Annotated in this window: 21 protein-coding genes; 4 read left to right on the plus strand and 17 right to left on the minus strand. The window is 53.2% G+C overall.

Annotated features, from left to right (window positions below; genetic code table 11):
- Nucleotides 1–76: 76 nt before the first annotated feature.
- Entirely contained in the window at nt 77–1996 is a 1920-nt protein-coding gene (gene sltY, locus Z042_RS23570; protein ID WP_024912056.1) for a murein transglycosylase, read from the minus strand.
- Nucleotides 1997–2561: 565 nt separating this feature from the next.
- Between sltY and Z042_RS23575 the strand changes: the two genes are divergently transcribed.
- Complete coding sequence (locus tag Z042_RS23575; RefSeq protein WP_024912057.1) at nt 2562–5291, plus strand: cation-transporting P-type ATPase; 2730 nt, start codon at nt 2562–2564, stop codon at nt 5289–5291.
- 238 nt (nt 5292–5529) lie between these two features.
- Nucleotides 5530–7197: an energy-dependent translational throttle protein EttA gene (ettA, locus tag Z042_RS23580; protein ID WP_024912058.1), complete on the plus strand. Its 1668-nt coding sequence runs from the start codon at nt 5530–5532 to the stop codon at nt 7195–7197.
- Nucleotides 7198–7275: 78 nt separating this feature from the next.
- On the opposite strand, the gene Z042_RS23585 is transcribed toward ettA, so the two are convergent.
- Both Z042_RS23585 and Z042_RS23590 read right to left on the minus strand, forming a co-directional pair.
- Nucleotides 7276–8865 (minus strand): DKNYY domain-containing protein, encoded by a 1590-nt coding sequence (locus tag Z042_RS23585; RefSeq protein WP_024912059.1) that lies wholly within the window; start codon nt 8863–8865, stop codon nt 7276–7278.
- 72 nt (nt 8866–8937) lie between these two features.
- On the minus strand, nt 8938–9849 hold the full coding sequence (locus tag Z042_RS23590; protein ID WP_037406322.1) for a LysR family transcriptional regulator: 912 nt from the start codon (nt 9847–9849) through the stop codon (nt 8938–8940).
- Between the two features lie 100 nt (nt 9850–9949).
- On the opposite strand from Z042_RS23590, the gene Z042_RS23595 reads away from it, so the two are divergent.
- A complete protein-coding gene (locus Z042_RS23595) occupies nt 9950–10951 on the plus strand; it encodes a zinc-binding alcohol dehydrogenase family protein (protein ID WP_024912061.1) in 1002 nt (333 codons plus the stop codon).
- A gap of 32 nt (nt 10952–10983) precedes the next feature.
- Here the strand turns inward: Z042_RS23595 and nadR are convergent, their stop codons facing one another.
- The 3 genes from nadR to serB form a co-directional block, all read right to left on the minus strand.
- Nucleotides 10984–12249 (minus strand): multifunctional transcriptional regulator/nicotinamide-nucleotide adenylyltransferase/ribosylnicotinamide kinase NadR, encoded by a 1266-nt coding sequence (gene nadR, locus Z042_RS23600; RefSeq protein ID WP_024912062.1) that lies wholly within the window; start codon nt 12247–12249, stop codon nt 10984–10986.
- 104 nt (nt 12250–12353) lie between these two features.
- Complete coding sequence (gene radA, locus Z042_RS23605) at nt 12354–13736, minus strand: DNA repair protein RadA (RefSeq protein ID WP_024912063.1); 1383 nt, start codon at nt 13734–13736, stop codon at nt 12354–12356.
- Nucleotides 13737–13738: 2 nt separating this feature from the next.
- Nucleotides 13739–14716 (minus strand): phosphoserine phosphatase, encoded by a 978-nt coding sequence (gene serB / locus Z042_RS23610; RefSeq protein WP_024912064.1) that lies wholly within the window; start codon nt 14714–14716, stop codon nt 13739–13741.
- A gap of 140 nt (nt 14717–14856) precedes the next feature.
- Here serB and Z042_RS23615 point away from each other — a divergent pair, with 140 nt between their 5' ends.
- Entirely contained in the window at nt 14857–15525 is a 669-nt protein-coding gene (locus tag Z042_RS23615; protein ID WP_024912065.1) for a YtjB family periplasmic protein, read from the plus strand.
- Nucleotides 15526–15642: 117 nt separating this feature from the next.
- On the opposite strand, the gene Z042_RS26720 is transcribed toward Z042_RS23615, so the two are convergent.
- The 11 genes from Z042_RS26720 to prfC all read right to left on the minus strand — a co-directional run bounded on the left by Z042_RS26720 (nt 15643) and on the right by prfC (nt 26183).
- Nucleotides 15643–15894, minus strand: a complete 252-nt coding sequence (locus Z042_RS26720; protein WP_024912066.1) for a hypothetical protein — start codon at nt 15892–15894, stop codon at nt 15643–15645.
- A gap of 135 nt (nt 15895–16029) precedes the next feature.
- Nucleotides 16030–16761, minus strand: a complete 732-nt coding sequence (deoD, locus tag Z042_RS23625) for a purine-nucleoside phosphorylase (RefSeq protein WP_024912067.1) — start codon at nt 16759–16761, stop codon at nt 16030–16032.
- A 60-nt stretch (nt 16762–16821) separates the two neighbouring features.
- The gene (gene deoB, locus Z042_RS23630) at nt 16822–18045 is read right to left on the minus strand and encodes a phosphopentomutase (RefSeq protein WP_024912068.1); all 1224 of its coding nucleotides are present in this window, start codon (nt 18043–18045) and stop codon (nt 16822–16824) included.
- A gap of 66 nt (nt 18046–18111) precedes the next feature.
- Complete coding sequence (gene deoA / locus Z042_RS23635) at nt 18112–19434, minus strand: thymidine phosphorylase (protein ID WP_024912069.1); 1323 nt, start codon at nt 19432–19434, stop codon at nt 18112–18114.
- A 67-nt stretch (nt 19435–19501) separates the two neighbouring features.
- Nucleotides 19502–20281, minus strand: coding sequence for a deoxyribose-phosphate aldolase (gene deoC, locus Z042_RS23640; protein ID WP_024912070.1), 780 nt, complete (start codon nt 20279–20281; stop codon nt 19502–19504).
- Between the two features lie 265 nt (nt 20282–20546).
- On the minus strand, nt 20547–21824 hold the full coding sequence (locus tag Z042_RS23645; protein WP_037406324.1) for a NupC/NupG family nucleoside CNT transporter: 1278 nt from the start codon (nt 21822–21824) through the stop codon (nt 20547–20549).
- Nucleotides 21825–22001: 177 nt separating this feature from the next.
- Entirely contained in the window at nt 22002–22796 is a 795-nt protein-coding gene (locus Z042_RS23650) for a TatD family hydrolase (RefSeq protein ID WP_024912072.1), read from the minus strand.
- A 119-nt stretch (nt 22797–22915) separates the two neighbouring features.
- On the minus strand, nt 22916–23101 hold the full coding sequence (locus Z042_RS23655) for a CsbD family protein (protein WP_024912073.1): 186 nt from the start codon (nt 23099–23101) through the stop codon (nt 22916–22918).
- 50 nt (nt 23102–23151) lie between these two features.
- A complete protein-coding gene (locus tag Z042_RS25405; protein WP_071882863.1) occupies nt 23152–23313 on the minus strand; it encodes a DUF1328 domain-containing protein in 162 nt (53 codons plus the stop codon).
- Between the two features lie 92 nt (nt 23314–23405).
- Nucleotides 23406–24020 (minus strand): molecular chaperone OsmY, encoded by a 615-nt coding sequence (osmY, locus tag Z042_RS23660; RefSeq protein WP_024912074.1) that lies wholly within the window; start codon nt 24018–24020, stop codon nt 23406–23408.
- A gap of 573 nt (nt 24021–24593) precedes the next feature.
- The gene (prfC, locus tag Z042_RS23665; RefSeq protein WP_024912075.1) at nt 24594–26183 is read right to left on the minus strand and encodes a peptide chain release factor 3; all 1590 of its coding nucleotides are present in this window, start codon (nt 26181–26183) and stop codon (nt 24594–24596) included.
- Nucleotides 26184–26347 lie beyond the last annotated feature (164 nt).

Raw genomic sequence — 26347 nt, forward strand, 5'->3', positions numbered from 1 at the left:
CACCATACTATTTGACTAGTACAGCAGCATACCATATCCCCATTGGGCTTCAAAACTCAGGCCACGGGCATCAACCTCAGTAACGCCTCTGCCATTCAGCATCCGTCAGCACTTTCGCTGGCCGGTGCATAAAGTGGCGATAAAACGCATCATAAGCCAAAACGTTCTTCACATAAGAACGCGTTTCGGAAAAAGGAATACTTTCCACAAACGCGACTGCATCAACACGGCCATCGGTGTTGCCCAACCAGGTATTAACCCGTGAAGGCCCCGCGTTATAAGCCGCCGAAGACAGAATACGATTGCGGCCGAATTGTTGGTATACCGACTCAAGATAATGGGTACCAATGTTGATATTGGTTTTAGGATCAAACAGTTGGCTCGGGTTGGAATAACCAGGGATGCTATACAGTTCCACCGTATGTTGAGCCGTACGCGGCATCACCTGCATCAAACCAGAAGCGCCCACTGGCGACTTCGCTTCCGGGTTCCAGGCGCTTTCCTGCCGGGCAATCGCCATAGCATAACTTGGCGTAATACCTTTATCCTCGGTGGCACGGTGAAAATCTTGTGCCCAAGCCATTGGGAAACGCTCTTCCAGATGATCCCACAGCTTAGCGACAATCGTCGCCTGCACACTCAGATCGGCCCATTTCTGCTCGAAAGCATAACGCGCCAACGCTTCCTGCTCCGGGCGGCTGCGGCTGGCAACCAATGCACTCCACTCACTGCGCGCCAGGTTATCCATATTCCAATACATCAGCTCACGGACACGGGCAATTTCCGGGCTATTCGCCAGCGCTGCGCTGGGTTTAGCCGCAACGGCCACCGTTACCGGATAAGGAATATTCAGTTTTTGCGCTGCCACCATCGGGTAAAAACCGCGCTCATTCATCAGGCTACGCAGTATCACTTCCCCTTCACTACGTTTGCCTTCATCAATCAGTTCACTGGCACGCCAGTAACGCCATTCATCTTTATTGCGCGATTCCTCCGGCAAACGCGCCAGCCAGGTTTTCAACCCCGGGCGATCGCCAGCTCCCAGCGCCATGCGTACCCGACGCTCCAGCAGCGCTGGGGCTTGGCTGCGCAGGATCACCCGATCGCGCCACTGAGCCTGCTCAAAAGTGGCATCGTTGCCCATCAAACGCCAGGCCACCGCTTCTTCCAGCTCCAGCTTCTCGCTTTCGCTCATTTTTTGCAGGCGGGCAAGAGTGGGAATCATCGCCCGGGCTTTTTCCACATCCTGGCGTGCCAGACGGGCGAAAACGATGCTGGTGGCCGAACGGGTGAAATCCGTTGGGCCAACGCTGCGGGCAAAAGACTCTACCGTGGCGGGATCGTTTTGCAGGCGCACCAGCGCATCCCCCATGGTCTGATAACTGGCTGGCAACTGGCGGTACAGGTAGTTCACCAGGCTGCTGTTACCTTCGCTCAGCGCCAGCTTCATACGCGCCAGAGTGTTAAGCGGCGTTTGCTTACCGGCAGCCTGCCAAACACCGAACAGTTTATCGCAGGAACCCGGCAAGGTTTTGCCACTCAGCCAGATCTCATCCGCCCCACTCCAGGCTACCTGCTGTTCGCCAGTCACCCATTTGGCGTAATAGTAATTACAACGCGCCGCCACCGCGTTTGGTGCCTGCGGGCTAAATGCCAACAACGTGCGCCAGTCTTCACGGCGCGCCAATTCATTCACGAAACGGGAAGGCAGTGACAGAGCTGGCGGCAATGTTGGATTCTTCTGGAGAAATTGGCTCACCTGAGCAACGCTGGCCGTGCTGAGATCCTGCGTCAACTGGCGATACTCCAGATAGGAGTACAGCGGATAATCCCGCAGCGTCGGCATCAGTTGCTGCACGACCTCTTGCTGATTGCTATCCCAAGCCTGCTTGATTTGCAGGTAACGCTGGCGCTGGGCATCCAAAGAATCTGCCAATGCTGCACCAGAAAAGACGCTGATGCACAGGCCTAATGCCAAAAACCGCCATTTGTCCACCTTGACCATACTGACTCTTTCCTCACTGAGTTGTTTTACTAGGTTGTGTCCCACGGCCTACAGCCGGAAACGCCACCAGGCACCATGCGTTGTCACCACAAACAGATGCCTCCTGATACTTATCATAGACAGTAAAAACCTTTATCCATTCATTACTTTTTCTGCCCAAAAAATTTCACCTTTGAGCAACATCCCTTCGGACCAAAATTTTGATAACTCACATGATTATCTAAACTTTTTTCATCACACAATATTTGAGATGTTCTATAGTTTTCTTTGCAGGCACTCTTTTTTTATACATGGAATGATATTGAACAGACTAGAGAAACAGAAACATTTATGAAACTAATGACAGATACATTATCAATACAATTTTATTATCTCAGATCAAAAAATTAAGTTGTCGATTATTTACTATCACGCGGCCAATAGCTTACCCACAAGGTTATTGAAAATTATTAACATTTAAGCCTGCGTGGCAGAAAACAACGGACTTCACCCTGGCAAAAGGATGACCGACACAAGTGGGAACAGAGATTTAATTTACTTTTAGGAGAGGCGTTAAATGCCAACACATACCCCCAACGAGCACCATGCTCCCATAACACCAGAAAAAGCATGGTATCAGTATGATATCGAAGAGACTCTTCAGCATTTAAACAGCCGGCCCGAAGGCCTGAGTGAACAGGAAGCCGCTGCACGCCTGGAAAAGTTCGGTCCGAATGCGCTACCTGAGAAAGCAGGGAAAAGCGCTCTTATGCGCTTTATTGCGCATTTTAACGATGTACTGATTTATATTCTGCTCGCCGCCGCTTTTCTTAAAGCGATCATGGGCCATTGGATCGATACCATTGTTATTCTCGGCGTGGCGGTGATCAATGCCCTGATCGGTTTCGTGCAGGAAAACAGCGCAGAGAAATCGCTGAAAGGCATTCGGAATATGCTTTCCAGCCAGGCAATTGTGGTGCGTGACGGTATTAACCATACGGTGAATGCGGAAGATCTGGTGCCCGGTGATATGGTGTTGCTGCGCCCCGGTGATAAGATCCCTGCCGACCTGCGGTTATTGGAATCACACAACTTGCAGGTTGAAGAAGCGATCCTGACCGGCGAATCCACCGTGGTGTCAAAACAGACCGATGCCATTACCGAAGAAGTGATGATTGGCGATCGCACCAATCTGCTGTTTTCCGGCACCACCATCAGCGCCGGGAATGCCAAAGGCGTGGTTATCGCTACCGGCGGCCATACCGAACTCGGCCACATCAGCGAGATGATTTCTACTGTTGAAACCCAGCGCACGCCGCTGCTGCAACAGATGGATCGTCTGGGTAAAGGGATCTTCATCCTGATTCTGGTGATGATGGCGCTGCTGTTCCTGTTTGCCTTCACGCTGCGCGATATGCCGATGAATGAACTGCTGCTGGCGCTGATCAGCCTGGCCGTGGCTTCCGTACCGGAAGGTTTACCGGCCATCATCTCGATTATTCTGTCGTTGGGTGTACAGACGATGGCGCGCAACCGGGCCATTATCCGCAAACTGCCAACGGTAGAAACCCTCGGCTCCATGACGGTAATCTGCTCGGATAAAACCGGTACGCTGACCATGAATGAAATGACGGCGAAAAACGTCATCATGGCCGACTATGCCTTCCGCGTAGAAGGGGAAAGTTACCAACCCACCGGGGGCATTTTCTTCACCGACAGCAACAAACAGGCGCGTGTGCAGGAGATCCCTCCTCTGGCACAGTTTATTACCGCCATCACCCTGTGTAACGACAGCCAGGTGAAACAAGACGACAGCGGCCGCTGGATCATCACGGGCAGCCCCACTGAAGGTGCGCTGAAAGTTTTAGCCATGAAGGCAGAACTGGAACTGGGTGAAACCCGCCAACTGGCGAAAATCCCGTTTGATTCCAGCTACAAATACATGGCTGTTCGCAGCCAGGTTGCAGGGAAAAATCAGGTATTCCTTACCGGCGCTCCTGACGTGCTGTTCTCCTTGTGCGAACTTGAACTGACCGATGCCGGCATTAAGCCGTTCCGCCGCGATTATTGGGAAAAAGAGATGTCGCGCTTCGCCGAACAGGGCTTGCGCATGGTGGCTGCGGCCAGCAAAACCACAGCAGATGGCGACGTAGAGCTGGATCACGGCGATATCCGCCAGCAGATGGTGTTTATCGGCATCGCCGGGGTGATGGATCCACCACGCCCTGAAGCCGTTGCGGCAATTGCTGAATGCCAGCAAGCGGGGATCCGCGTGAAAATGATTACCGGCGACCACCAGAAAACCGCCATGGCTATCGGTGCCATGCTCGGTATCGGTAACAGCCAGGACTCCATTACCGGTTCCCAACTGGAACATATGGATGATAAAGCGTTGGCAGAAGCCGCCGTGCATTACGATATCTTTGCCCGTACCAGCCCAGAACACAAACTGCGTCTGGTGAAGGCGTTGCAGAACAAGAACGAAGTAGTTGGAATGACCGGTGATGGCGTCAACGATGCGCCAGCGCTGAAACAGGCCGATGTGGGTATCGCCATGGGGATCAAAGGCACCGAGGTCACCAAAGAAGCCGCTGACATGGTGTTGACCGACGATAACTTCGCCACCATTGCCAGCGCGGTGAAAGAAGGCCGCCGGGTTTATGACAACCTGAAGAAAACCATCCTGTTTGTTCTCCCCACCAACCTGGCACAGGGCTTATTGATCATCATCGCCATTCTGGCCGGTGCCATGCTGCCCCTGACGCCAATCCAGATCCTGTGGATGAACATGGCAACGTCCACAACGCTGTCGTTCGGCCTGGCATATGAACCTGCCGAAAAAGGCTTGATGCACCGCAAACCCCGCATACCGGGCAGTAACGTTCTGGATCTGCATGCGATCTGGCGTATCGCCTTCGTCGGTATTTTGATCGCCATCAGCGCCTTTATACTGGAAGCCTGGATGGCACCACGCGGCTACAGCAGCGAACTCATCCGCACCGTGCTGCTGCAAACGCTGGTGACTGCGCAATGGGTTTACATGTTCAACTGCCGCACTGCGGACCGCTTCCCGCTGAACCGCCAAGTATTCCTGAACAAAGGTCTGTGGCTGGTGAGTGGTGTGCTGCTGCTGTTGCAGATGGCAATTATCTATCTGCCGTTCATGAACTCGCTGTTCGGCACTGCCCCGCTGCCGCTGGCTTATTGGGGGATCACACTGCTGATCGGTATTGTGTTGTTCCTGATTGTTGAAGTTGAAAAATGGCTCATCGTTCGCCTCAGGGCAGGCCGTAACAAGCTGGCGTAACGCCTTATAATCTGAGCAAAAACGCCTGGCAAATCCTGCCGGGCGTTTTTATTTCCCCGTAAAAAGCCCCTATCTTGCGATCCCACTCACACCTTAAAACACTGCAAACGCCTCTGCCGCAGCACATTAACGGTTATACTCATCGATCATCGCGAGAGGTCTGGGATCTGTTATTGAAACGGGCTACACTCATGCCGCCAGACATCCTATAAAAACTGATAGAGAGGCTCGGAGCAACGTGGCTCAATACGTCTATACCATGCATCGCGTCGGCAAAGTGGTTCCGCCGAAGCGTCATATTCTGAAAAACATTTCCCTGAGTTTCTTCCCTGGGGCCAAAATTGGCGTACTGGGCCTGAACGGCGCCGGTAAATCCACCCTGCTGCGCATTATGGCGGGCATCGATACCGATATCGAAGGTGAAGCACGCCCACAGCCGGGCATCAAGATTGGTTATCTGCCCCAGGAACCCCAGCTCAACCTGGAACATACCGTGCGCGAGTCGGTAGAAGAAGCGTTGGCCGAAGTGGTGGGTGCCCTGAAACGCCTGGATGAAGTGTACGCGCTGTACGCCGAAGAAGACGCAGATTTCGACAAGCTGGCCGCAGAACAGGGCCGCCTGGAAGAGATCATTCAGGCTCACGATGGCCATAACCTCAACACCCAGCTTGAGCGTGCCGCTGATGCGCTGCGCCTGCCGGAGTGGGACGCCAAAATCGCCAACCTTTCCGGCGGTGAGCGCCGCCGCGTTGCGCTGTGCCGCCTGCTGCTGGAAAAACCGGACATGCTGCTGCTGGATGAACCGACCAACCACCTGGACGCAGAATCCGTGGCGTGGCTGGAGCGTTTCCTGCACGACTTCGAAGGCACCGTGGTGGCAATTACCCACGACCGTTATTTCCTTGATAACGTCGCCGGTTGGATACTTGAGCTGGACCGTGGCGAAGGCATTCCGTGGGAAGGTAACTACTCTTCCTGGCTGGAGCAGAAAGATGCTCGTTTAGCACAGGAAGCCTCTGCCGAAGCCGCACGCCGTAAATCTATTGAGAAAGAGCTGGAGTGGGTGCGTCAGGGAGCCAAAGGCCGCCAGTCGAAAGGCAAAGCCCGCCTGGCCCGCTTTGAAGAACTGAACAGCACCGAATACCAGAAACGTAACGAAACCAACGAACTGTTTATTCCACCTGGCGCCCGCCTGGGCGATAAAGTGGTTGAAGTCAGCAACCTGCGCAAATCCTACGGCGATCGCGTGCTGATCGACGATCTCTCCTTCTCCGTACCAAAAGGCGCGATTGTCGGCATTATCGGCCCGAACGGCGCGGGTAAATCCACGCTGTTCCGCATGATGTCCGGTCAGGAACAGCCTGATTCCGGCAGCATCGTGCTGGGTGATACCGTTAAGCTGGCTTCTGTCGATCAGTTCCGTGACAGCATGGATAACGGCAAAACCGTGTGGGAAGAAGTCTCCGGCGGTCAGGACATCATGCGCATCGGCAACACCGAAATGCCAAGCCGTGCCTATGTTGGCCGCTTTAACTTCAAGGGCGTCGATCAGGGCAAGCGTGTTGGTGAACTGTCCGGCGGTGAACGTGGCCGTCTGCACTTGGCCAAGCTGCTGCAAGTTGGCGGCAACGTGCTGCTGCTTGATGAACCGACCAACGATCTGGATATCGAAACCCTGCGCGCGCTGGAAAACGCCCTGTTGGAGTTCCCAGGCTGTGCCATGGTGATCTCCCACGACCGCTGGTTCCTTGACCGTATCGCCACCCACATTCTGGATTACCAGGATGAAGGCAAAATTGAATTCTTCGAAGGTAACTTTACCGAATACGAAGAGTACAAAAAGCGGACGCTGGGGGCTGAAGCACTGGAGCCACGCCGTATCAAGTACAAGAGAGTGACCAAGTAATCTCACGTTGTACCCGGATATTTCTATCAGCCCGCATACACTGCGGGCTCAGATTAATGACAACGTCTTTATCTGCCCTCATAGCGGGCCGCAGGGCTCCTCTCGAAAACCAGTAGCCAGGCGCAAACGCTGGCCAGTCCGCAGATCAATCACATGGCCTGGGTTTTCTTTGCCTTGTGGGTTTGCATAGAAGACATACTGATACTCGTTATTCCCAAGGACAATATAGGGCTGACCGTCGCGCCCTTCCGCTCTTTCTAACAGTCTCAAGCCGCGTGTTGAAGACGAGTGTTCATAACGGCACAGGTCATCAACACCTAGCCTGGAATACCAGCCCGTCAGATCGTAGATGTTTGCTGCGTCCGCCAGAAGGAAAAAGCTACCATAAGAACTTGGGATAGGGCCCAGTACCTGCCCCTGAATTGCAACAGAATCGCTCCCACCCTCCTTGAAAAGATATATATTCTTTCCATCAATGGCTTGTGCGTTAGCAACCCCTCCGTAGTCGTAATGATCTACCGATATGATTTGAAAATTATCTATATCTGCTACGGGAACAGGCTGATCGGTAAGGAAAACCCTGCTCTTGGTGCGCCCAAACTCGGTCGTGGGCTGGTATTCAAACGGCCGGCAGTACAACCCCGGATGGCCCGCTACAAACCCATCACGAACAGGACACCCGGCAGGCAAAACCCTGAATTCATCGACTTCTGCCATCCGAAGCGGCAACGAGACAAGTTTATGGCGACCATCGCTTAGCTCATCACTTCGCTGTATGCGAGAGTAAGATTCCCCCGATGGAGAAGTATAGCGAGATCGATAGAACCCACCTCCGATGCTCTCTGGCAACGTATCCACTACCAAGCCTACGCTATCAAAGTCTACGTACCACAGGTGGTTTCCCTCTTTGATATACTTTGAATCGACCACTTCGACTGCAGCAGGTTTAGAGTCATCCAGCATTCGACCTTTCCAATACAATCGTGACTTGTCGCGAGCGAGCTTGGTAAAGTAATCAGAGTCTTCCAGAAGGAGAACCTGAAAGCTGTCCGCATCAGCTCCCTCAACGTTTTCACCATTATAGAAGACCTGCTCTCCGTAAACGGCGTAGTCAGACAGCCCCGCTGAAGATCCTCCATCTGCCTTTCTTGCCGGCAACGGCAGCACACGCAAAGCCGTTTTTTGTGGCAATCGGCGGGCTCCGTTAATCACAAACTGCTTGTAGTAAACGGCATCGTTTGTAGCAGCATAATCTTCGTTCAGAACTCGAAACTCGTTGATTTTAGGCGACAATTCAAGAGGAAAAAAATGATTGGTGGTTATCGTATAGCTAGTAGTCCCAAAGGGGCACAGGCTACGGCCGGCCGAACTGTATGAGCCAACTCCCCCCACGCAGGTACCGTAGCTTGATGAGTCCGATTTTCGAAAGTACACACGGCCTTGCTCAACGATATAGTTATCTGACTTGGGGCTGATACTAGGCGGTTTAGAGCAGTTTCTTCGTTCAAAATTGCCAGAGTTCTCTTTGGTATGCGCGTCTGGGTAGACATAATCATGGCAGATGTCTCGACTGTGCGATACCAATGGGCCAACCGAGATGGCGACAATCAATGGCAGCCAGAATTTTTTAAATACGCTGCAACAATTCATGAATAGTGCATGCTCCATATATCACTTGCGGGGAAATGTGCATAACATTCCATTGTTGGGCGTAAAAAACCGGCTGATGAGATCGGCTCTTTATTCTTCCCAATCCAATGCCTGTGCATAATCCACAAACACCGGGTGCTGTAGTACTACTTCAATAAAGCAGGCCAACGCCGGGGAATTCAGCTTGCGGCTCGGATAGACCAGATACAGTTCATTACCTTCGGCCTGCCATTCCGGTAATACCTCCACCAACTGCTTTTGCGCGACCACTTCACGGCTGAGAAACGCTGGCAGTAATGTGATACCAGCCCCGGAAATCGCACATTCGCGCGCATACAGCAGGTTGTCAGTGCTATGTAACATGGGCAATTGCCAGCGGTAATATTCTTCACCACGGCGCAACACCCATGCTGGCCACGCACGATGAGCGATGCAGCGGTGTTGCTGTAACTGCTGTGGATGGACCAATGGCGGATACTGTGCCAGGTATTCCGCCGCTGCCAACAGGTAACGCGGAGAATGCCCCAATCTACGGCCAATCAATGAGGAGTCTTGCGGCCTGCCGGTACGCAGTGCAGCATCAAAACCTTCCTGTACCATATCCACCATCACATCAGAAACCGACACTTCCAGCGACACATCTGGATACTGACGTTGGAAATCCGCGGCCAAACGCGGAAGTAACGTCGCACCCAGCCCTGCCGGGGTTGAAATACGCAATCGGCCACTGGGGTTATCACGCAGCCGTTGTAATACCAGCTCGGCACGTTCAGCGGCAGACAGCATCTCCCGGCAATGTTCCAGATAACGCTCCCCGGCGAAGGTTAAATTCAGCTGACGCGTAGTGCGATTAAGCAAACGCAAACCCAGTGCCTGTTCTAATTGGCTGACACGATGGCTGACGCTGGATTTCGGCAGCCCGGCCCGATGAGCGGCAGCAGTGAAGCTACCGCATTCGGCCACCAGCGCGAACAGTGCCATATCCTGCAACTGTTTGAACATGATTGTTCACCTCAAACGAACACTGAGTTATTTATTGTCCATCTTATCACTCACTCCTCAGGGATCTACACTAAAGGCATTCATTCGAAGGAGCATAACCATGACAATCAGGGCCATCGCAGTCGATCCCCAAAATCCCACCCGTTTTATCAGCATCACGCCAGAAAAACCCACGCCAGGCCAGTATGATCTGCTGGTGGAAGTCAAAGCGGTTTCCATCAACCCGGTGGATACCAAAGTCCATGCTGGCCTGAAGAAAAATGGCCTACAACAGCCGCGTATTCTCGGTTGGGATGCCAGCGGCGTGGTGCTGGAAGCCGGCAGTGGCGTGAAAGATTTCAAACCAGGCGATGAAGTGTGGTACGCCGGAGATATTACCCGCCCAGGCAGCAACAGCACTCAGCAATTGATCGATTCACGCATTACGGCACATAAACCGCGCACGCTGAATTGGGCGGAAGCCGCCGCAATGCCGCTGACCGCGCTCACCGCTTGGGAAGCCCTGTTTGAACACCTGAAAGTGCAGGATGCCGCAGCGGGTAAAACGCTGTTGATTATCGGCGGTGCCGGTGGCGTAGGTTCACTGGCGATCCCGTTGGCCGCCCAGCGCAGCCAGGTAAAAGTGATCGCTACTGCGTCACGCCCAGAATCTGCCGCCTGGTGCCGCGAACGTGGAGCCGAACTGGTGGTGGATTACCGCGATCTGAAAAGCAATCTGGCAAAAGAAGGCATTGAACACGTCGATTACATCCTGTGCCTGAACGATACCGATGGTCACTGGTCAGCCATCAGCGATCTGATCGCTCCGCTGGGCCATATCTGCACCATTGTAGAGAACGCACAACCGCTGGATCAGAATGCACTGAAACTGAAAAGCGCCGCACTGCATTGGGAATTGATGTTTACCCGTAGCATGTTCAATACCCCGGATATTGCCCAGCAGGGGGAAATCCTCAAGCAAGTGGCGCAGCTGCTGGATGCAGGGAAACTGACCACCACGCTGAGCGAAACGCTGCATGGCTTGACGGTGGAAAACCTGACTACCGCCCACGCTAAACTGCTGGAAGGCCATATGCAGGGCAAACTGGTGATTACCTATTAGGCTTTTAGGGCGCAGCAGGCTGCGCCCATTATTCAGCGCGACAGGGAAGAACCCCCGGCCAATCGGCTGGCATCTGCCGCCAGCAGCTGTTTTACCAGCTCAACACAGCGCAGGAAGCGTTCTTCATAATCGCTGGATTCTACGTGAACATAGTTGATATTGTTGGCTCGCAGCATCTCTTCCAGTAAATGCTGAAACGCTTTGCGATCAACCGGGCTGCCCAGGCTGCGCAAACCATCGGCCACCCACGGCGTGTTATTCTCCAGCAGGATCACCAGATCAAAACGGTATTCGTCGATCAACGCCTGCACAAACGGATGTTCGCGCCCTTCGTATTTTTTGCAAAATGCCTGCGTAGTGACAAAATCGGTATCGATAAACGCCACTTTGTTGGCGTATTTCACCGCAAAATCCACATACTGCGCCTGCCCAAGCGCAATCTTATCGTAATCGGAATACTGCAACGCCATCTCGTCGCCACCCAAATGGGAAAACACATAGTCACGGCCATATTCCCAGGCACTGGTGGTATTGAAGATATTCGCCAGCTTATTGACCAGCGTAGATTTACCACTGGATTCACCGCCTAAGACCGCCACGGTACGCACAAAGAAAGGCTTTACTTCGGTGGGAATATAGTCCCAATAGCGAAACGGGTCCCGGCGGATCTGGCGGCCACTGATATTCATAAAGGAACGTTCCGGGTCTACCAGAATAGTTTCAATATCCAGATGTTCACGATAGCGCGGCGCATCCTGTTCTTCGCTGGAATAGATGAAGCTTGGCACAATGCCCTGCTGTTCCATGAAGTTCTTCATGCCATTGCTCCAAACGTCCCAACCATGCGGGTAAGGCTCGATGCCCTTCTCGTCAAAGGAATGGATATGGATGTTTTTCTGGTATTTGAAGGTTTGCAGCAGCCAGCGCAGGCGATCGCTGACCGTCGGTTGCTGTGACATTGAGCTGTTATCAAACAGTTCGCGATCGCGTGGTTCATCATGACACAGGATCACATGCAGCTCGTCCACTTGGCTGCCCGCGCGCTGAATCAGATAGATATGGCCCGTATGCAACGGGTAAAATTTACCAAACACCACGCCGACTTTTTTCTCGCGGCGCGGGAACTCCAGCCCCAGAAAACGGTGTACGGCTTCCAGCTTCTGCGCACTCGGGCTTCTGATTTTATCGTTCAGCAACTGGCTGAGATAACCTTTGGTCATGTTACTGGCATCGGCTACCTGTTGTAATGTGCACCCTTTTTGCTTAATTGCCGCCTTCAGGTAATCGAACTGCCGCATAACACCCCCACGCTGATATTCCCGACATCTTTCACGTTACCACTGAGCAGCGGCCTGAAATCCATTGGGTATAGTATACTAAACAAGGCAATATTGCGGCTCACTTAAAGCTCATCCAAGATGCTCAAGGCATCTGCCAGTTTTTTCACGCCAAACACCTGCATATTAGCCGGGTTTTTTTTCGGTACGTTAGCCTGCGGCACGATAGCGCGCTTAAAGCCGTGTTTTGCCGCTTCGGAGATGCGTTCCTGGCCGCTTGGCACCGGGCGGATCTCCCCCGCCAACCCCACTTCGCCGAACACCACCAGATCATGAGGCAATGGGCGATCGCGGAAGCTGGATACCAGCGCGAGCAATAATGCCAAGTCAGCGCTGGTTTCACTGACTTTCACCCCACCGACGACGTTGACAAACACGTCCTGATCCGACATCTGCAAACCACCGTGGCGATGCAGCACCGCCAGCAAAATCGCCAAACGGTTCTGCTCCAGCCCCACCGCCACCCGGCGTGGGTTAGCCATCATCGAATGATCCACCAGCGCCTGAATCTCCACCAACAGCGGCCGTGTTCCTTCCCACACCACCATCACCGAACTGCCGGAGGTGATTTCATCACCACGGCTGAGGAAGATGGCCGAAGGGTTGCTGACTTCGCGCAAACCCTGTTCCGTCATGGCGAACACGCCCAGCTCATTCACCGCACCGAAGCGGTTTTTATGGCTACGCAACGTACGGAAACGGGAATCGGCGTCGCCATCAAGCAACACGGAACAATCGATACAGTGCTCCAGCACTTTCGGCCCGGCCAAAGAGCCGTCTTTAGTGACATGCCCCACCATCACAATCGCTACGCCGCGCGTTTTGGCAAAGCGCGTCAGATAAGCCGCCGTTTCACGCACCTGCGCCACGCTGCCCGGTGAAGACTGGATATCCGCCATGTGCATCACCTGGATCGAGTCGATCACCATCAGCTTTGGTTGTTCCTGCTCGGCGATCAGGCAAATCTGCTCAATGCTGGTTTCCGAGAGCATATTCAGGCCGCCGGTCGGCAAAGCCAAGCGGTGAGCGCGCATCGCCACCTGTTGCAGCGACTCCTCACCCGTGACGTACAGGGTTTTCATCTGCTCGGCGAGTTTGCACAGCACTTGCAGCAACAGCGTACTTTTCCCCGCACCGGGATTGCCGCCAATCAGAATGGCACTGCCCGGCACCACCCCACCGCCCAGCACGCGGTCAAATTCAAGGAAGCCGGTAGAGAAACGCGGCAACGCTTCCAGGCTGATATCCGACAGTTTCTGCACACGGCTGACGCCCGCATCGCCCGCATAGCCGCTGAAGCGCTCAGTACGAGCAGAAGAAGCCACCGCAGCCAGGCGCACTTCTGTAATGGTATTCCAGGCATGGCAGGCGCTGCATTGCCCTTGCCAGCGCGGATAATCAGCGCCACATTCATTACAGACAAACGCCCGTTTCACTGCTTTGGCCACAATTACCTCACATCATGTTTCAAACTGCCGGTCAGCACGCAAAGCACCCCCAGCAAGTCAGCATGGCGAATCGACACCTGCGCCTTTTCATACACTTTAGGCTTCGCGTGGTAGGCAATGCCCAATCTGGCAACCTGCATCATCTTCAAATCGTTGGCGCCGTCGCCAATCGCCACGGTTTGCTGTGGTGAAATCCCCAGTTTTTCTGCCAGTTTCAGCAATGTATCCGCCTTATACTGCGCATCCACCACCGGCCCCAGCACTTCGCCGGTCAATTTGCCGTCGCGGATTTCCAGTTCATTCGCCGCAATCGCCACCAGTTTCAGCTTGTCGCGCAAATATTCAGCGTAATAGGTAAAACCGCCGGAGGCGATGGCCACATGCCAGTCCAGCGCTTGCAGTTTGCGCACCAGGCTGATCAGCCCCGGCATCAGCGGGAGATTATCGCGCACCTGTTGCAGGATTTTGGCATCGGCCCCTTTCAGCGTTCCGACACGCTGCCGCAGGCTGGCAGTAAAATCGAGTTCACCGCGCATCGCACGCTCGGTGACTTCCGCCACCTGTTCGCCCACCCCGGCCAGCTTGGCAATTTCATCAATACACTCAATCTGGATCGCGGTGGAATCCATATCCATCACCAGCAAACCCGGCGTGCGTAAATGCGGGATCTTACCGAGCGGTGCCACATCCAGCCCGCTTTCGGCGGCCAGCGATTTAGCTCGCTGCGTCAGCGTTCCCGCCAAACGCACCACCTGATAATCCTCCACGCACCAGGCGGTGACGATCACCATCGCCGCGCCCAGCTTGCGCTGGAACTGTGTGATGCGTTCTTTATCCAGCTTTCTGCCATATAATAGCCAACCGGTATGGCCTGCCCGATAATCCAACGGCATCACTTCGTCACCGCTCAACGAAAGAGGAAGACCCGGCCATTGAGAGATCTCGGCGGGGAGATCGCAATAGGTCAGACTATTCGACATCATTAACTCCTGAAAAACACTGCATGATAAACGGCACACTGATACCCGATGGATTGTAAACGGAACGCAACGACGGCTAAAACTATCCTATCGCCCTGGCTTCTGGCAACATAAAGCATCCGAAAGACCAAGGAAGCCGTATGGCTAAAGCTAAACTAAAATTCCGCCTGCATCGTACCGCTATTATTCTGATTTGTCTGGCTTTGCTGGTGATGCTCATGCAAGGCGCCTCTTATTTTAGCCTGAGCCACCAAATGGCGCGATCGGAACAGGTGGAAGAACTGGCACAAACGCTGACTAAACAGGTGGCGTTCAGCCTGGCACCGCTGCTGGACGACAACAGCGATGTAGACAATCAGCGCATCAGCAGCATTCTGCAACAGTTGACCCACCACAGCCGCATCCTTGACGCCAGCGTCTACCAGTTGGATGGCACGCTGGTGGCCCATTCCGGCGAGCAGATCAGCGTGCGCGATCGCCTGTCGCTGGATGGCAAACGTGCAGGCAGTTATTTCAACCACCAGATGGTTGAGTCGATTCAGGGTAAAGATGGCCCAATCGGTTTTATCCGCGTTACGCTTGATACCCACGTACTGGCTACCGAATCCAAGCAGGTGGATAACACGACCAACCTGCTGCGCCTGATGATCCTGCTGGCGCTGGCTATCGGCATTATTCTGGCACGAACTCTGTTGCAGGGCCGCCGTAGCCGCTGGCAGCAATCCCCTTACCTGTTAACGGCCAATACGCCGTTGGCTGAAAGCGACGATAATCCACCAGAAGATAAAGAACCGGTGAACAAAGACTGAGCCAACAACCTGTTCCAGCAAACGTTATTGGCGCAACCGGTTTAGACACGGCAAACAGCGCAGAAACACGCTTCGAGTACTATTCAAGGTGAATAAAATAGCCTATTGGGGCCGGTTCTAAGCCAAACGCTGAATGCGCTCATTCAATGTCTGAAGCTGTTGCCACATTTGTGCAGCAATCGCGCGGAAAGGTTCGCTAATCCGTGGGTGTTGCGCATAACGCGTCGCTTTACCTTTGCCAATGACCAGCACGTTCTCCGCCACATCGCGGATGCGGCGCGATAGCGTTGGCTGGCTGATGCCCAACGCACCAGTCAGTTCCTGGGCCGTAGCCGAACCATGCCGCAGAATATGTTCGACAGTGCTCATACCTGAATAGATTAGTGAATAGATTGATGAATAAATTAATAACGCTAATTAGCGGAAAGATAAAGAATTGATAGAAAAATTTACGGTAAGATGAATAGATAGTAAAGGGCGCAGCCAGCCGCGCCCTCAGGTGATTTACGCTTTGTCGCCCAGCAACACCGATTCCAACGCGATAACAATCATCTCGTTAAAGGTGGTCTGGCGTTCTGCGGCAGTGGTCGCTTCGTGACGCAGAATGTGATCGGACACGGTGCAGATGGTCAGCGCCTTACAGCCGAATTCTTCAGCTAGCTCTGCCACTACGCCGTAAATGCCCGCCGCCTCCATTTCTACGCCCAGAATGCCGTACTTCTTCATCACCTGAAACATGTCAGGATCGGGGGTATAGAACAGCTCGGCAGAAAAAATATTACCCACGCGCGCCGGGATGCCCTGGGCCGCCGCCGCATCCACGGCGTTACGCACCATGTCAAAATCCGCAATCGCAGCATAGTCATGATCTTTGAAACGCATGCGGTTGACTTTGGAATCGGTACAAGCCCCCAGACCGATCACCACATCACGCAGTTTGACATCGTCACGCACGGCACCGCAGGAGCCGACACGAATGATTTTCTTCACGCCAAATTCGGCAATCAGTTCACGCGCATAAATAGAACAGGATGGAATCCCCATACCGTGGCCCATCACAGAGATTTTGCGGCCTTTGTAAGTGCCCGTGAAGCCCAACATGCCGCGCACGTTGTTCACTTCCACTGCATCTTCCAGGAAGGTTTCAGCAATGTATTTTGCCCGTAGCGGATCGCCCGGCATCAATACTACGTCAGCGAAATCACCCATCTCAGCGTTAATATGTGGCGTAGCCATAATTTCGTCCTTAAATGCATTTAAAAAAACGCTGGCTCACCGCCAGCACAATCAAAGGCTTTATAACATTGGTTTACCGTAATCCATCGGTGACACGCCAAAATAACTGGCTACGGTCTGGCCGATATCTGCGAAAGTCTCACGGTGCCCCAGCGAACCTGGTTTCACATTTGGGCCATATATCAGCACCGGAATGTGCTCGCGGGTGTGATCGGTGCCTGCCCAGGTCGGGTCACAGCCGTGGTCAGCGGTGAAAATAATCATATCGTCGCCCGTAACGCGCTCCAGCAGTTCCGGCAAACGGCGATCAAACAACTCCAGCGCGGCGGCATAACCCGCCACGTCACGGCGGTGGCCGTAGGAGGAGTCAAAATCAACAAAGTTGGTGAACACGATGGTGTTATCACCGGCTTTTTCCATTTCGGCCAGCGTGGCATCAAACAGCGCATCAAGCCCGTTTGCCTTCACTTTCTGGGTAATACCAACGTTGGCATAAATATCGGCAATCTTGCCGATGGAAACCACTTCACCGCCCTTCTCATCAACCAGTTTTTTCAGCACGGTCGGGGCCGGTGGTTCAACCGCCAGATCGTGGCGATTGCCGGTACGCTGGAAACTGCCCGGTTTATCACCAACAAACGGCCGCGCAATCACCCGGCCAATGTTGTAACCGCCTTCGGTCAGCTCTGCACGGGCAATCTCACACAGTTCATACAGACGATCCAGGCCGAACGTCTCTTCGTGACAGGCGATCTGGAATACCGAATCCGCCGAGGTATAGAAAATCGGCTTGCCGGTCCGCATATGTTCTTCGCCCAGTTGATCGAGGATCACAGTACCGGACGAATGGCAGTTGCCGAGATACCCTGGCAGATTGGCACGTGCTACCAGCGTATCCAGCAGCGCCTGCGGGAAGCTGTTGTGCTCATCCTTAAAGTAACCCCAGTCGAACAGCACCGGGACTCCGGCGATTTCCCAGTGGCCGGACGGCGTATCCTTACCGGAAGAGAGTTCGCTGGCATAGCCGTAAGCGCCGATGATCTCGGCATTTTTATCCAGCCCTGCCGGGAATTTACCGGTAGACTCTTCCGCTGCTTTGCCCAAACCCAAGCGGCTCAGATTCGGCAGGGTCAACGGGCCGCTGCGGCCCACGTTGGCTTCGCCACGAGCACAGGCCGCTGCGATATGGCCCAAAGTATCGGAACCTTCGTCACCAAAGCGTTTAGCATCGGCACTGGCACCAATACCGAACGAGTCCAATACCATAATGTATATGCGTTTCATCATTTTCTCCTGCTGCGAGCGGCAGCATAACCACCGCTACCGCACCTGGCTCTTTAAAAGCCGCTGTTATTGCGTAATGCGCTGATACACCATCGGCGTCGCAGCCGGGGCTTTATCGCCCAGTATCATCGCACTGCGCACCGCATCTGCCGCCTGCTGCCAGCTCTCTTCATTGTTGGCGTGAATCAGCGCCAGCGGGCGTTGATGATCAACTGATCCCCCCAAACGCACCACCTCCGTCAGGCCGACGCTGTAATCAATACTGTCGGACGCCCGGCGGCGGCCACCGCCCAATGAAACCACTGCCATCCCCAGCGCACGGGTATCCACCGCGATAAGCGTACCCGGTTGCTCGGCGTACACCGGTTTACTCAAGGTTGCTACCGGCAGATAACTGTCGTAACGCTCAATAAAATCAACCGGCCCCTGCTGCGCTGCCACCATACGGCCAAAAACCTCTGCCGCTTTGCCATTATCCAAAACGGCCTGTAGCTTGGCTCGGGCCTCTGTGTCATCAGCGGCCAAACCACCAGAAAGTAGCATTTCCACGCACAACGCCAGGGTAACGTCCAGCAAACGCGGGTTGCGATATTCACCGGTCAGGAAGCGTACCGCTTCGCGGACTTCTAGCGCGTTACCCGCGCTGGACGCCAGCACCTGGTTCATATCGGTCAATAACGCCGTGGTTTTACACCCCGCACCATTCGCCACCGCAACTATCGCCTGCGCCAACTCTGCCGACAACGCATAAGTTGGCATAAAAGCACCCGATCCTACTTTGACGTCCATCACCAACGCATCCAATCCTTCCGCCAGTTTTTTCGCCAGTATAGAGGCAGTGATCAACGGGATAGAATCAACGGTTGCGGTAATGTCACGCGTGGCATAAAAACGTTTATCCGCCGGGGCTAACGAGTTGGTCTGGCCGATAATGGCCACTCCCACCTCTTGGATAATTTTACGGAACGCATTGTCGTCGGGGAAAATATTGAAGCCCGGAATAGCTTCCAGCTTATCCAAGGTGCCACCGGTGTGCCCCAGACCACGGCCAGAAATCATCGGCACATAGCCACCACAGGCCGCCACCATCGGGCCAAGCATCAGCGAAGTGACATCACCCACGCCACCGGTGGAGTGTTTGTCAACAATCGGGCCATTCAGTTGCAGGCTTTTCCAATCGAGCACCGTGCCGGAATCCCGCATCGCCATGGTCAGCGCTACGCGTTCCGGCATGGTCATGTCATGAAAATAAATGGTCATCGCCAGCGCAGCAATCTGCCCTTCGGAAACCACATTGTCACGCACCCCATTGATGAAAAAACGAATTTCCGCTTCACTCAGTGGTTGGCCGTCTCGTTTTTTACGGATTATTTCTTGCGCCAGGAACAAGGCATCCCCCTGTTTGAGCTACTGCATCAGCTAGCCGCAGCGTGAAAAAAGATGAAGAGTCTAAGAATCAGTAACCGTTATGAGCCACTTGAGTGCTATGGCCCAGCGTCGTTAACAGGCTGGCCAAGAGGCTTGAAGCGCCAAAACGGAAGTGGCGTGCATCGGCCCAGCCGGCCCCCAGAATACGCTCGGCAAGTTGCAGATATTGCTGTGCTTCTTCCGCAGTGCGTACCCCACCCGCTGGCTTAAAGCCCACGGTGTTGCTCACGCCCAGATCACGAATCACCGTCATCATCAGTTCGGCGCTTGCCAGTGTGGCATTAACCGGCACTTTACCCGTTGAGGTTTTGATAAAGTCAGCCCCGGCACGAATGGCGATTTCAGAGGCTTGACGGATAAGCTCTGCCTGTTTTAGCTCACCGGTTTCAATGATCACTTTCAGTAACACGTTAGCCGCAGCACAGGCCTGTTTACACTGTTTCACCAGTTCAAAACCCACCTTATCGTTACCAGCGATCAAAGCACGATAAGGGAAAACCACATCAACCTCGTCAGCGCCGTAGGCGATTGCCGCACGGGTTTCTGCCAGCGCGATGTCGATGTCGTCATTGCCATGCGGGAAATTGGTCACGGTTGCAATACGGATGCCCGGCGTCCCCTGTTCGCGCAGCGTTTTACGCGCAATCGGGATAAAACGTGGATAAATACAAACGGCGGCGGTCTGGCCTGCCGGACTGTTTGCCTGGCGACACAACGCGATCACTTTCTCGTCGGTGTCATCATCATTCAGCGTGGTTAAATCCATCAGGTTCAGCGCACGTTGCGCTGCTGCGATTAATTCGCTCATAAAACTCTCCAATTAGGCTGTGTCCGCCAGTGACGCAGATCCAAAAGCCCATCGTCAATGTAGGGAATGCCCCTTCGCTAGCTATTTGAACACGATAGTTGCGGCTAATTTGCGTTTGAACTCACACTATATGAAATGAAAATGCAACGAATCATAACATTATGTGATATTTATCACATAAAATGCAGTACCGATCGTCAACCGATGCAAGAAACAGGCAAGTAAAAACGGGTGCCAAGATCAGGGCACCCGTTTACAGTCTAGTTTACAGCGCCAAGAAGAACCCGGCGATGGTGGCACTCATCAGGTTAGAAAGCGTACCAGCAGCCACCGCTTTTAAGCCAAAGCGCGCAATATCATGCCGACGGTTCGGTGCCATACTCCCCAACCCCCCCAGTAAAATGGCTACGGAGGACAAGTTGGCAAAACCGCACAGTGCAAAGGAGATAATTGCCTTGGTGTGCTGTGACAAAACCTGCAATCCCTCTGCTGCCACCACATCATCCGGGCGCAGATGGGCGCTAAAGCTCATATAGGCCACAAATTCATTGACGATCACTTTCTGGCCGATAAACGACCCCGCTATCATCGCCTCATGCCACGGCACGCCAATCAGAAAAGCGAGCGGGGAGAAAACCCAGCCCAGTATCAATTCCAACGACAATTGCGGAAAATCAAACCAGCCACCAATCCCCCCCAGCATGCCGTTCAACAAAGCGATCAGGGCAATAAACGCCAGCAGCATTGCCCCTACGTTCATCGCCAGTTGCATACCCGATGCAGCTCCTGAGGCTGCCGCATCAATAACGTTGGCCGGGCGATCTTCTTCTGCGATCAGTTTCATCACATCGTCTTTATCGTGAGTTTTCTCCGTTTCCGGCACCATCAGCTTGGCAAACAGCAAACCCCCCGGTGCGGCCATAAAGGATGCGGCAATCAGATATTCCAGCGGCACGCCCATCTGGGCATATCCCGCCAGCACTGAACCAGCTACGGAAGCCAAGCCACCGCACATCACGGCAAACAGTTCAGACTGGGTCATGGTGGCGATATAAGGCCGTACCACCAAGGGAGCCTCGGTCTGGCCCACGAAAATATTGGCCGTTGCTGATAGCGATTCGGTACGCGACGTGCCCAGCAGTTTCTGCAAGCCGCCACCGAGCACTTTAATCACCAATTGCATAATGCCCAGGTAATACAGCACCGCAATCAGTGAGGAGAAAAACACAATCACCGGCAGTACGCGCAGCGCGAACACAAAACCGCCGCCGCCGAACACCTCAAACATTTTATCGGAGACCAAGCCACCGAAGATGAAGGAAACGCCCTGATTGCCGTATGCAATGACGTTGGCCACGCCTTCGGACATGCCACCAAGAATATGGCGGCCAACAGGCACGTACAGTACCAAAGCGCCAATGGCAACCTGGATGGCGAATGCACCGAGCACGGTGCGCAATTTAATTGCACGTCGATTGCTGGAAAGCAGCACAGCCATGGCGATCAATACCACCATACCAACCAAGCTCATGATGAGTTGCATACAGAATATTCCCAGTTAGAAAAGAAACACCTCCCTGTCCGGTAAATTTAGCAGGGCGCTTAGAGAGTTATGATAGGAAAGAATTATACGGGGCAGGGTTGGCGTATACCCATTGTATATCGTAGAAACCTGCATTCAGATGCAAATCAAAACAAAAAAATGTGATTTATATCACATTTAATTACCCATATTTGAGAGTAATGCAAACAGAGATTGTGTGTTTTGATGCAGATGGTGAGCTATTTCATCAGGCGATTCAGGCCGTAACCCACAAAGCGCCTGAAAAACCTCGGCAGCCCGTTCAGGGCGATTCGGTTGCCCCTGATAGCCCGCCAACGGCATGTCCGGTGCATCGGTTTCCAGCAGTAAGGACGCAAGAGGTAGCTGCGCCATCACGCTGCGGGTTTTCTGGGCACGTTCATAACTGATGGTGCCACCCACTCCAATGTAATACCCCAAGCGAATAAACGCCTGCGCCTGTGCCAGGCTGCCCGCAAAACCATGCACCACGCCACAGCGCGTAACCGCGGCACGGCGCAGTATCGCCGCCAGTTGATCGTGGCTGCGGCGAGAATGCAGGATCACGGGCAAATCATGGCGTTTTGCCAAAGCCAACTGCTGTTTCAGCAACGCCTGCTGGCGATCAAATTGGGGATTTTCCATATACAGATCCAGCCCGATCTCCCCTACTGCCACTAATTTTGCTGGCGGGTTGGCGAGCACGTTCACCAACTGCTCAAGCTGAGCCTCATGGTGCTGTGCGATATACAACGGATGTAGTCCCAAAGCGGCAAACACCGGCGCATGCTCCTGCGCCAACTGCAACACCAAAGCAAACCGCTCCGCCGTTACCGCAGGCACAATGATACGTTGCACACCGGCTTGCGCAGCCAACCGCAGGCTTTCATCCTCATAACCTGTAAATGGCGGAAAATCAAAATGGCAGTGAGTATCAGTAAAAACGTAGTTCACCATGACTCTCCACTACCGAAAAAACGAATAGCCCGGCTTTGATGCTGTATGTAGGCAGTACGCCATACACAGCATCATTACCGAGCATGATAGATATTATGTTTCCCAACCCGCTATCCTCAATGTGGCTGTTTCTTCGAGGATACCGCTTCTTGCTCTCTTCCATAATACTCTTGCAATACGCCAGAGAGGCAATCATTACTCCCCGACAACCAGGCACAATCGCTGCCGGAAAGCTCCGCCCAAGCCTGCCAAATCTGGCCTTTCAGCTGTTTCCAGCGGCCGAGAATAATATCGCTATTCATGACTGCACACCTCAAACTTCAAGAGAAAGAATCAAGCGTTGAGCCTAAGGTTAAGGACGCCGGCGGCCAGTAAACAGGCTGCACAGAAACAGAATGATCCCCACAACGAACACCACTTTGGCTGCCCAAGCGGCGGTTCCGGCCAATGAACCAAAACCCAGCGCCGCGGCGATCAAGGCAATAATTAGAAAGATAATGCCCCAACGAAACATAAGCGTCTCCTTATTTAGGGGATAACAAGCTGCGCCAGTGGTACAGCATCGGCGCAGCAGGCTGAACTCCTATCATCTGTAGGTGGGCAGGTTTATGGTGTGACTGTCAGATCGTTCTTGACGCTTTTCACACCATTCAGGGTTTTAGCAATACTTTCTGCCCGCTCAGACTGAGCCTGGGTTTGCACCGTACCGGAAAGCTGTACGACACCATCGGTGGTTGCTACTTTCACGTCGCGCGAAGGCACAATGTCATCAGCCAGCAGCTTGGCTTTCAGCTCACTGGTGGTGACGGCATCGCCAGCGTAAGCCGTTACTGACTGCGTGGCTTCATCTTTCACGTGCAGCTTATCACTGACAGATTTAACCCCCTCCACCTGACTGGTAACCGCAACGGCATGCTTGGCCTGCGCCTGGCTACCAACGAAACCACTGAGTGTGACCACGCCTTTCTCAGTCACAACCGAGATATCGGTGCTTTTAATGGTTTTATCATCAACCAGCACACCTTTGACTTTGGCGGTTATCGCACTGTCATCCATGTAGTTATCAACTTTTTTCATCGAGCTATCGATTTTGGCACCCGTACTTTCAGCAACGCTAGATGCCTGATTGAGCAGCGAATTTTGCGCCAGCGCACTACCACTCACCAGAACAGAACCCAAAACGATAGCCATCAGCGAATGTACAAATTTGGTATTTTTCATCGATCTCTTCCTTCTGGTTGGGAATCCCAAATCATTGCGGATTCTTGTGCCGCCCTATCACGGCAAACTCACATGAATACTTCACGACTACTGTACAATTACACATTCACGCTAAAACTTTTTTAATACTTGAAGCAACACCTGTGCCAATTTTAAAACACCGTTAAAAATCAACCAATAAACCTCAAAAAAGTTGTAGTTAAGTGAAAAACCGTTGCCTATCAACGACAGTGACAGCTCAGCATGAGGATGTTTTTACTATCTTATTGATATTGCTGATATAGAATCGTCTCCAATCAACAACACCACCAAACAACCCTCTGGTTAGTAAGCAAATAGCAGTTATTTTCGCTTAGTAAATGCAGCATGCTTGATAAATATAGTATGCATAGCAAAAATTGCAGAAGGATGTCATCAGAGCAGTGCTAAATTGAGGGGATAAAACAAATGAGAAATACTTAACAATTAGCAGGATGAGTGATGCAGCATGACACACATGCAAACAAGAACGGGTAACGTAGATGAGAATCGGCGGGAATGGGCACCGCAAACCTGCGGTGCCGCATCGGTTGATTAATGTTCGCGGGTTTTACGGAACACGACGTCAGGATAACGCTCCTGCGTCAGATTGAGGTTCACCATGGTTGGTGCGATATACGACAGATTATCACCACCGTCCAACGCCAGATTCAGCTCGTTCTTGCGCTTGAATTCTTCGAATTTCTTCACATCGTCACACTCCACCCAGCGGGCGGTGGAAACGTTCACCGACTCATACAGCGCTTCCACGTTGTATTCCGTTTTCAAGCGCGCCACTACCACGTCAAACTGCAACACCCCCACGGCGCCCACGATCAGATCGTTGTTAGCAATCGGGCGGAACACCTGCACGGCCCCTTCTTCCGAAAGTTGCACCAGCCCTTTCAGCAACTGTTTCTGTTTAAGTGGATCGCGCAGGCGGATGCGGCGGAACAGTTCAGGGGCAAAGTTGGGAATACCGGTGAACTTCATGTCTTCACCCTGAGTAAAAGTGTCGCCAATCTGGATGGTGCCATGGTTATGCAAACCGATAATATCGCCAGGGTAGGCTTCTTCCACATGAGAACGGTCGCCCGCCATAAAGGTCAGTGCGTCAGAAATCACCACGTCTTTGCCCGTTCGCACCTGGCGCAGTTTCATACCTTTGTCATACTTGCCGGATACCACTCGCATAAACGCCACGCGATCGCGGTGTTTCGGGTCCATATTGGCCTGGATTTTGAACACGAAGCCGGTAAATTTCTCTTCTGCGGCCACCACGGCACGGGTATTGGTGTTACGCGGCATAGGCGCCGGAGCCCAGGCGACTAACCCATCCAGCATATGGTCGACACCAAAGTTACCCAATGCGGTACCAAAGAATACCGGGGTCAATTCACCGGCCAGGAAAGCCTCCTGTTCAAACTCATGGGAAGCCCCTTGCACCAGCTCCAACTCTTCACGCAGTTGCGCAGCCAGATCTTCACCCACGGCTGCGTCCAGAGCCGGGTTGTCCAACCCTTTGACAATCCGCACTTCCTGAATGGTGTGGCCTTTACCGGTCTGATACAGATAGGTTTCATCTTTATAGAGGTGATAAACCCCTTTAAACAGCTTACCGCAGCCAATCGGCCAGGTGATTGGCGAACAGGCGATTTTCAGTTCGCGCTCAACTTCATCCATCACTTCCATCGGATCGCGGATGTCACGGTCAAGTTTGTTCATAAAGGTCAGGATCGGCGTATCGCGCAGACGGGTGACTTCCATCAGCTTGCGGGTGCGATCCTCAACGCCTTTTGCGGCATCGATCACCATCAGGCAGCAGTCCACCGCAGTCAGGGTACGATAGGTGTCCTCAGAGAAATCCTCGTGCCCGGGGGTATCCAGCAGGTTGACCAGGCACTCACGGTACGGGAACTGCATTACCGAGGTGGTGATCGAAATACCACGCTGTTTTTCCATCTCCATCCAGTCAGACTTGGCATGTTGACTGGAACCTCGGCCTTTTACCGTACCGGCGGTCTGGATAGCCTGCCCGAACAGCAACACCTTTTCAGTAATGGTGGTTTTACCGGCATCGGGATGCGAAATGATGGCGAAAGTTCTTCTTTTTGAGACTTCGCGGGCGAATTCACTAGGAGACATGTTTTTCAGGTTCTACAGTTGGTCCGCCCTGCAAATCATCGCAAACGCGCCGATAACGGTGCCAGGCAAAGCGGTAATGAAAAGGAAACAGTGGCATATTTTCGCTGATTTACCCACCGCTGACAATCAATGGTTTTTTCAACTAGAGCAGATAAACCCGCTAA

Origin of the sequence: Chania multitudinisentens RB-25, from assembly GCF_000520015.2 — a bacterium.
Classification (GTDB): Bacteria; Pseudomonadota; Gammaproteobacteria; order Enterobacterales; family Enterobacteriaceae; genus Chania; species Chania multitudinisentens.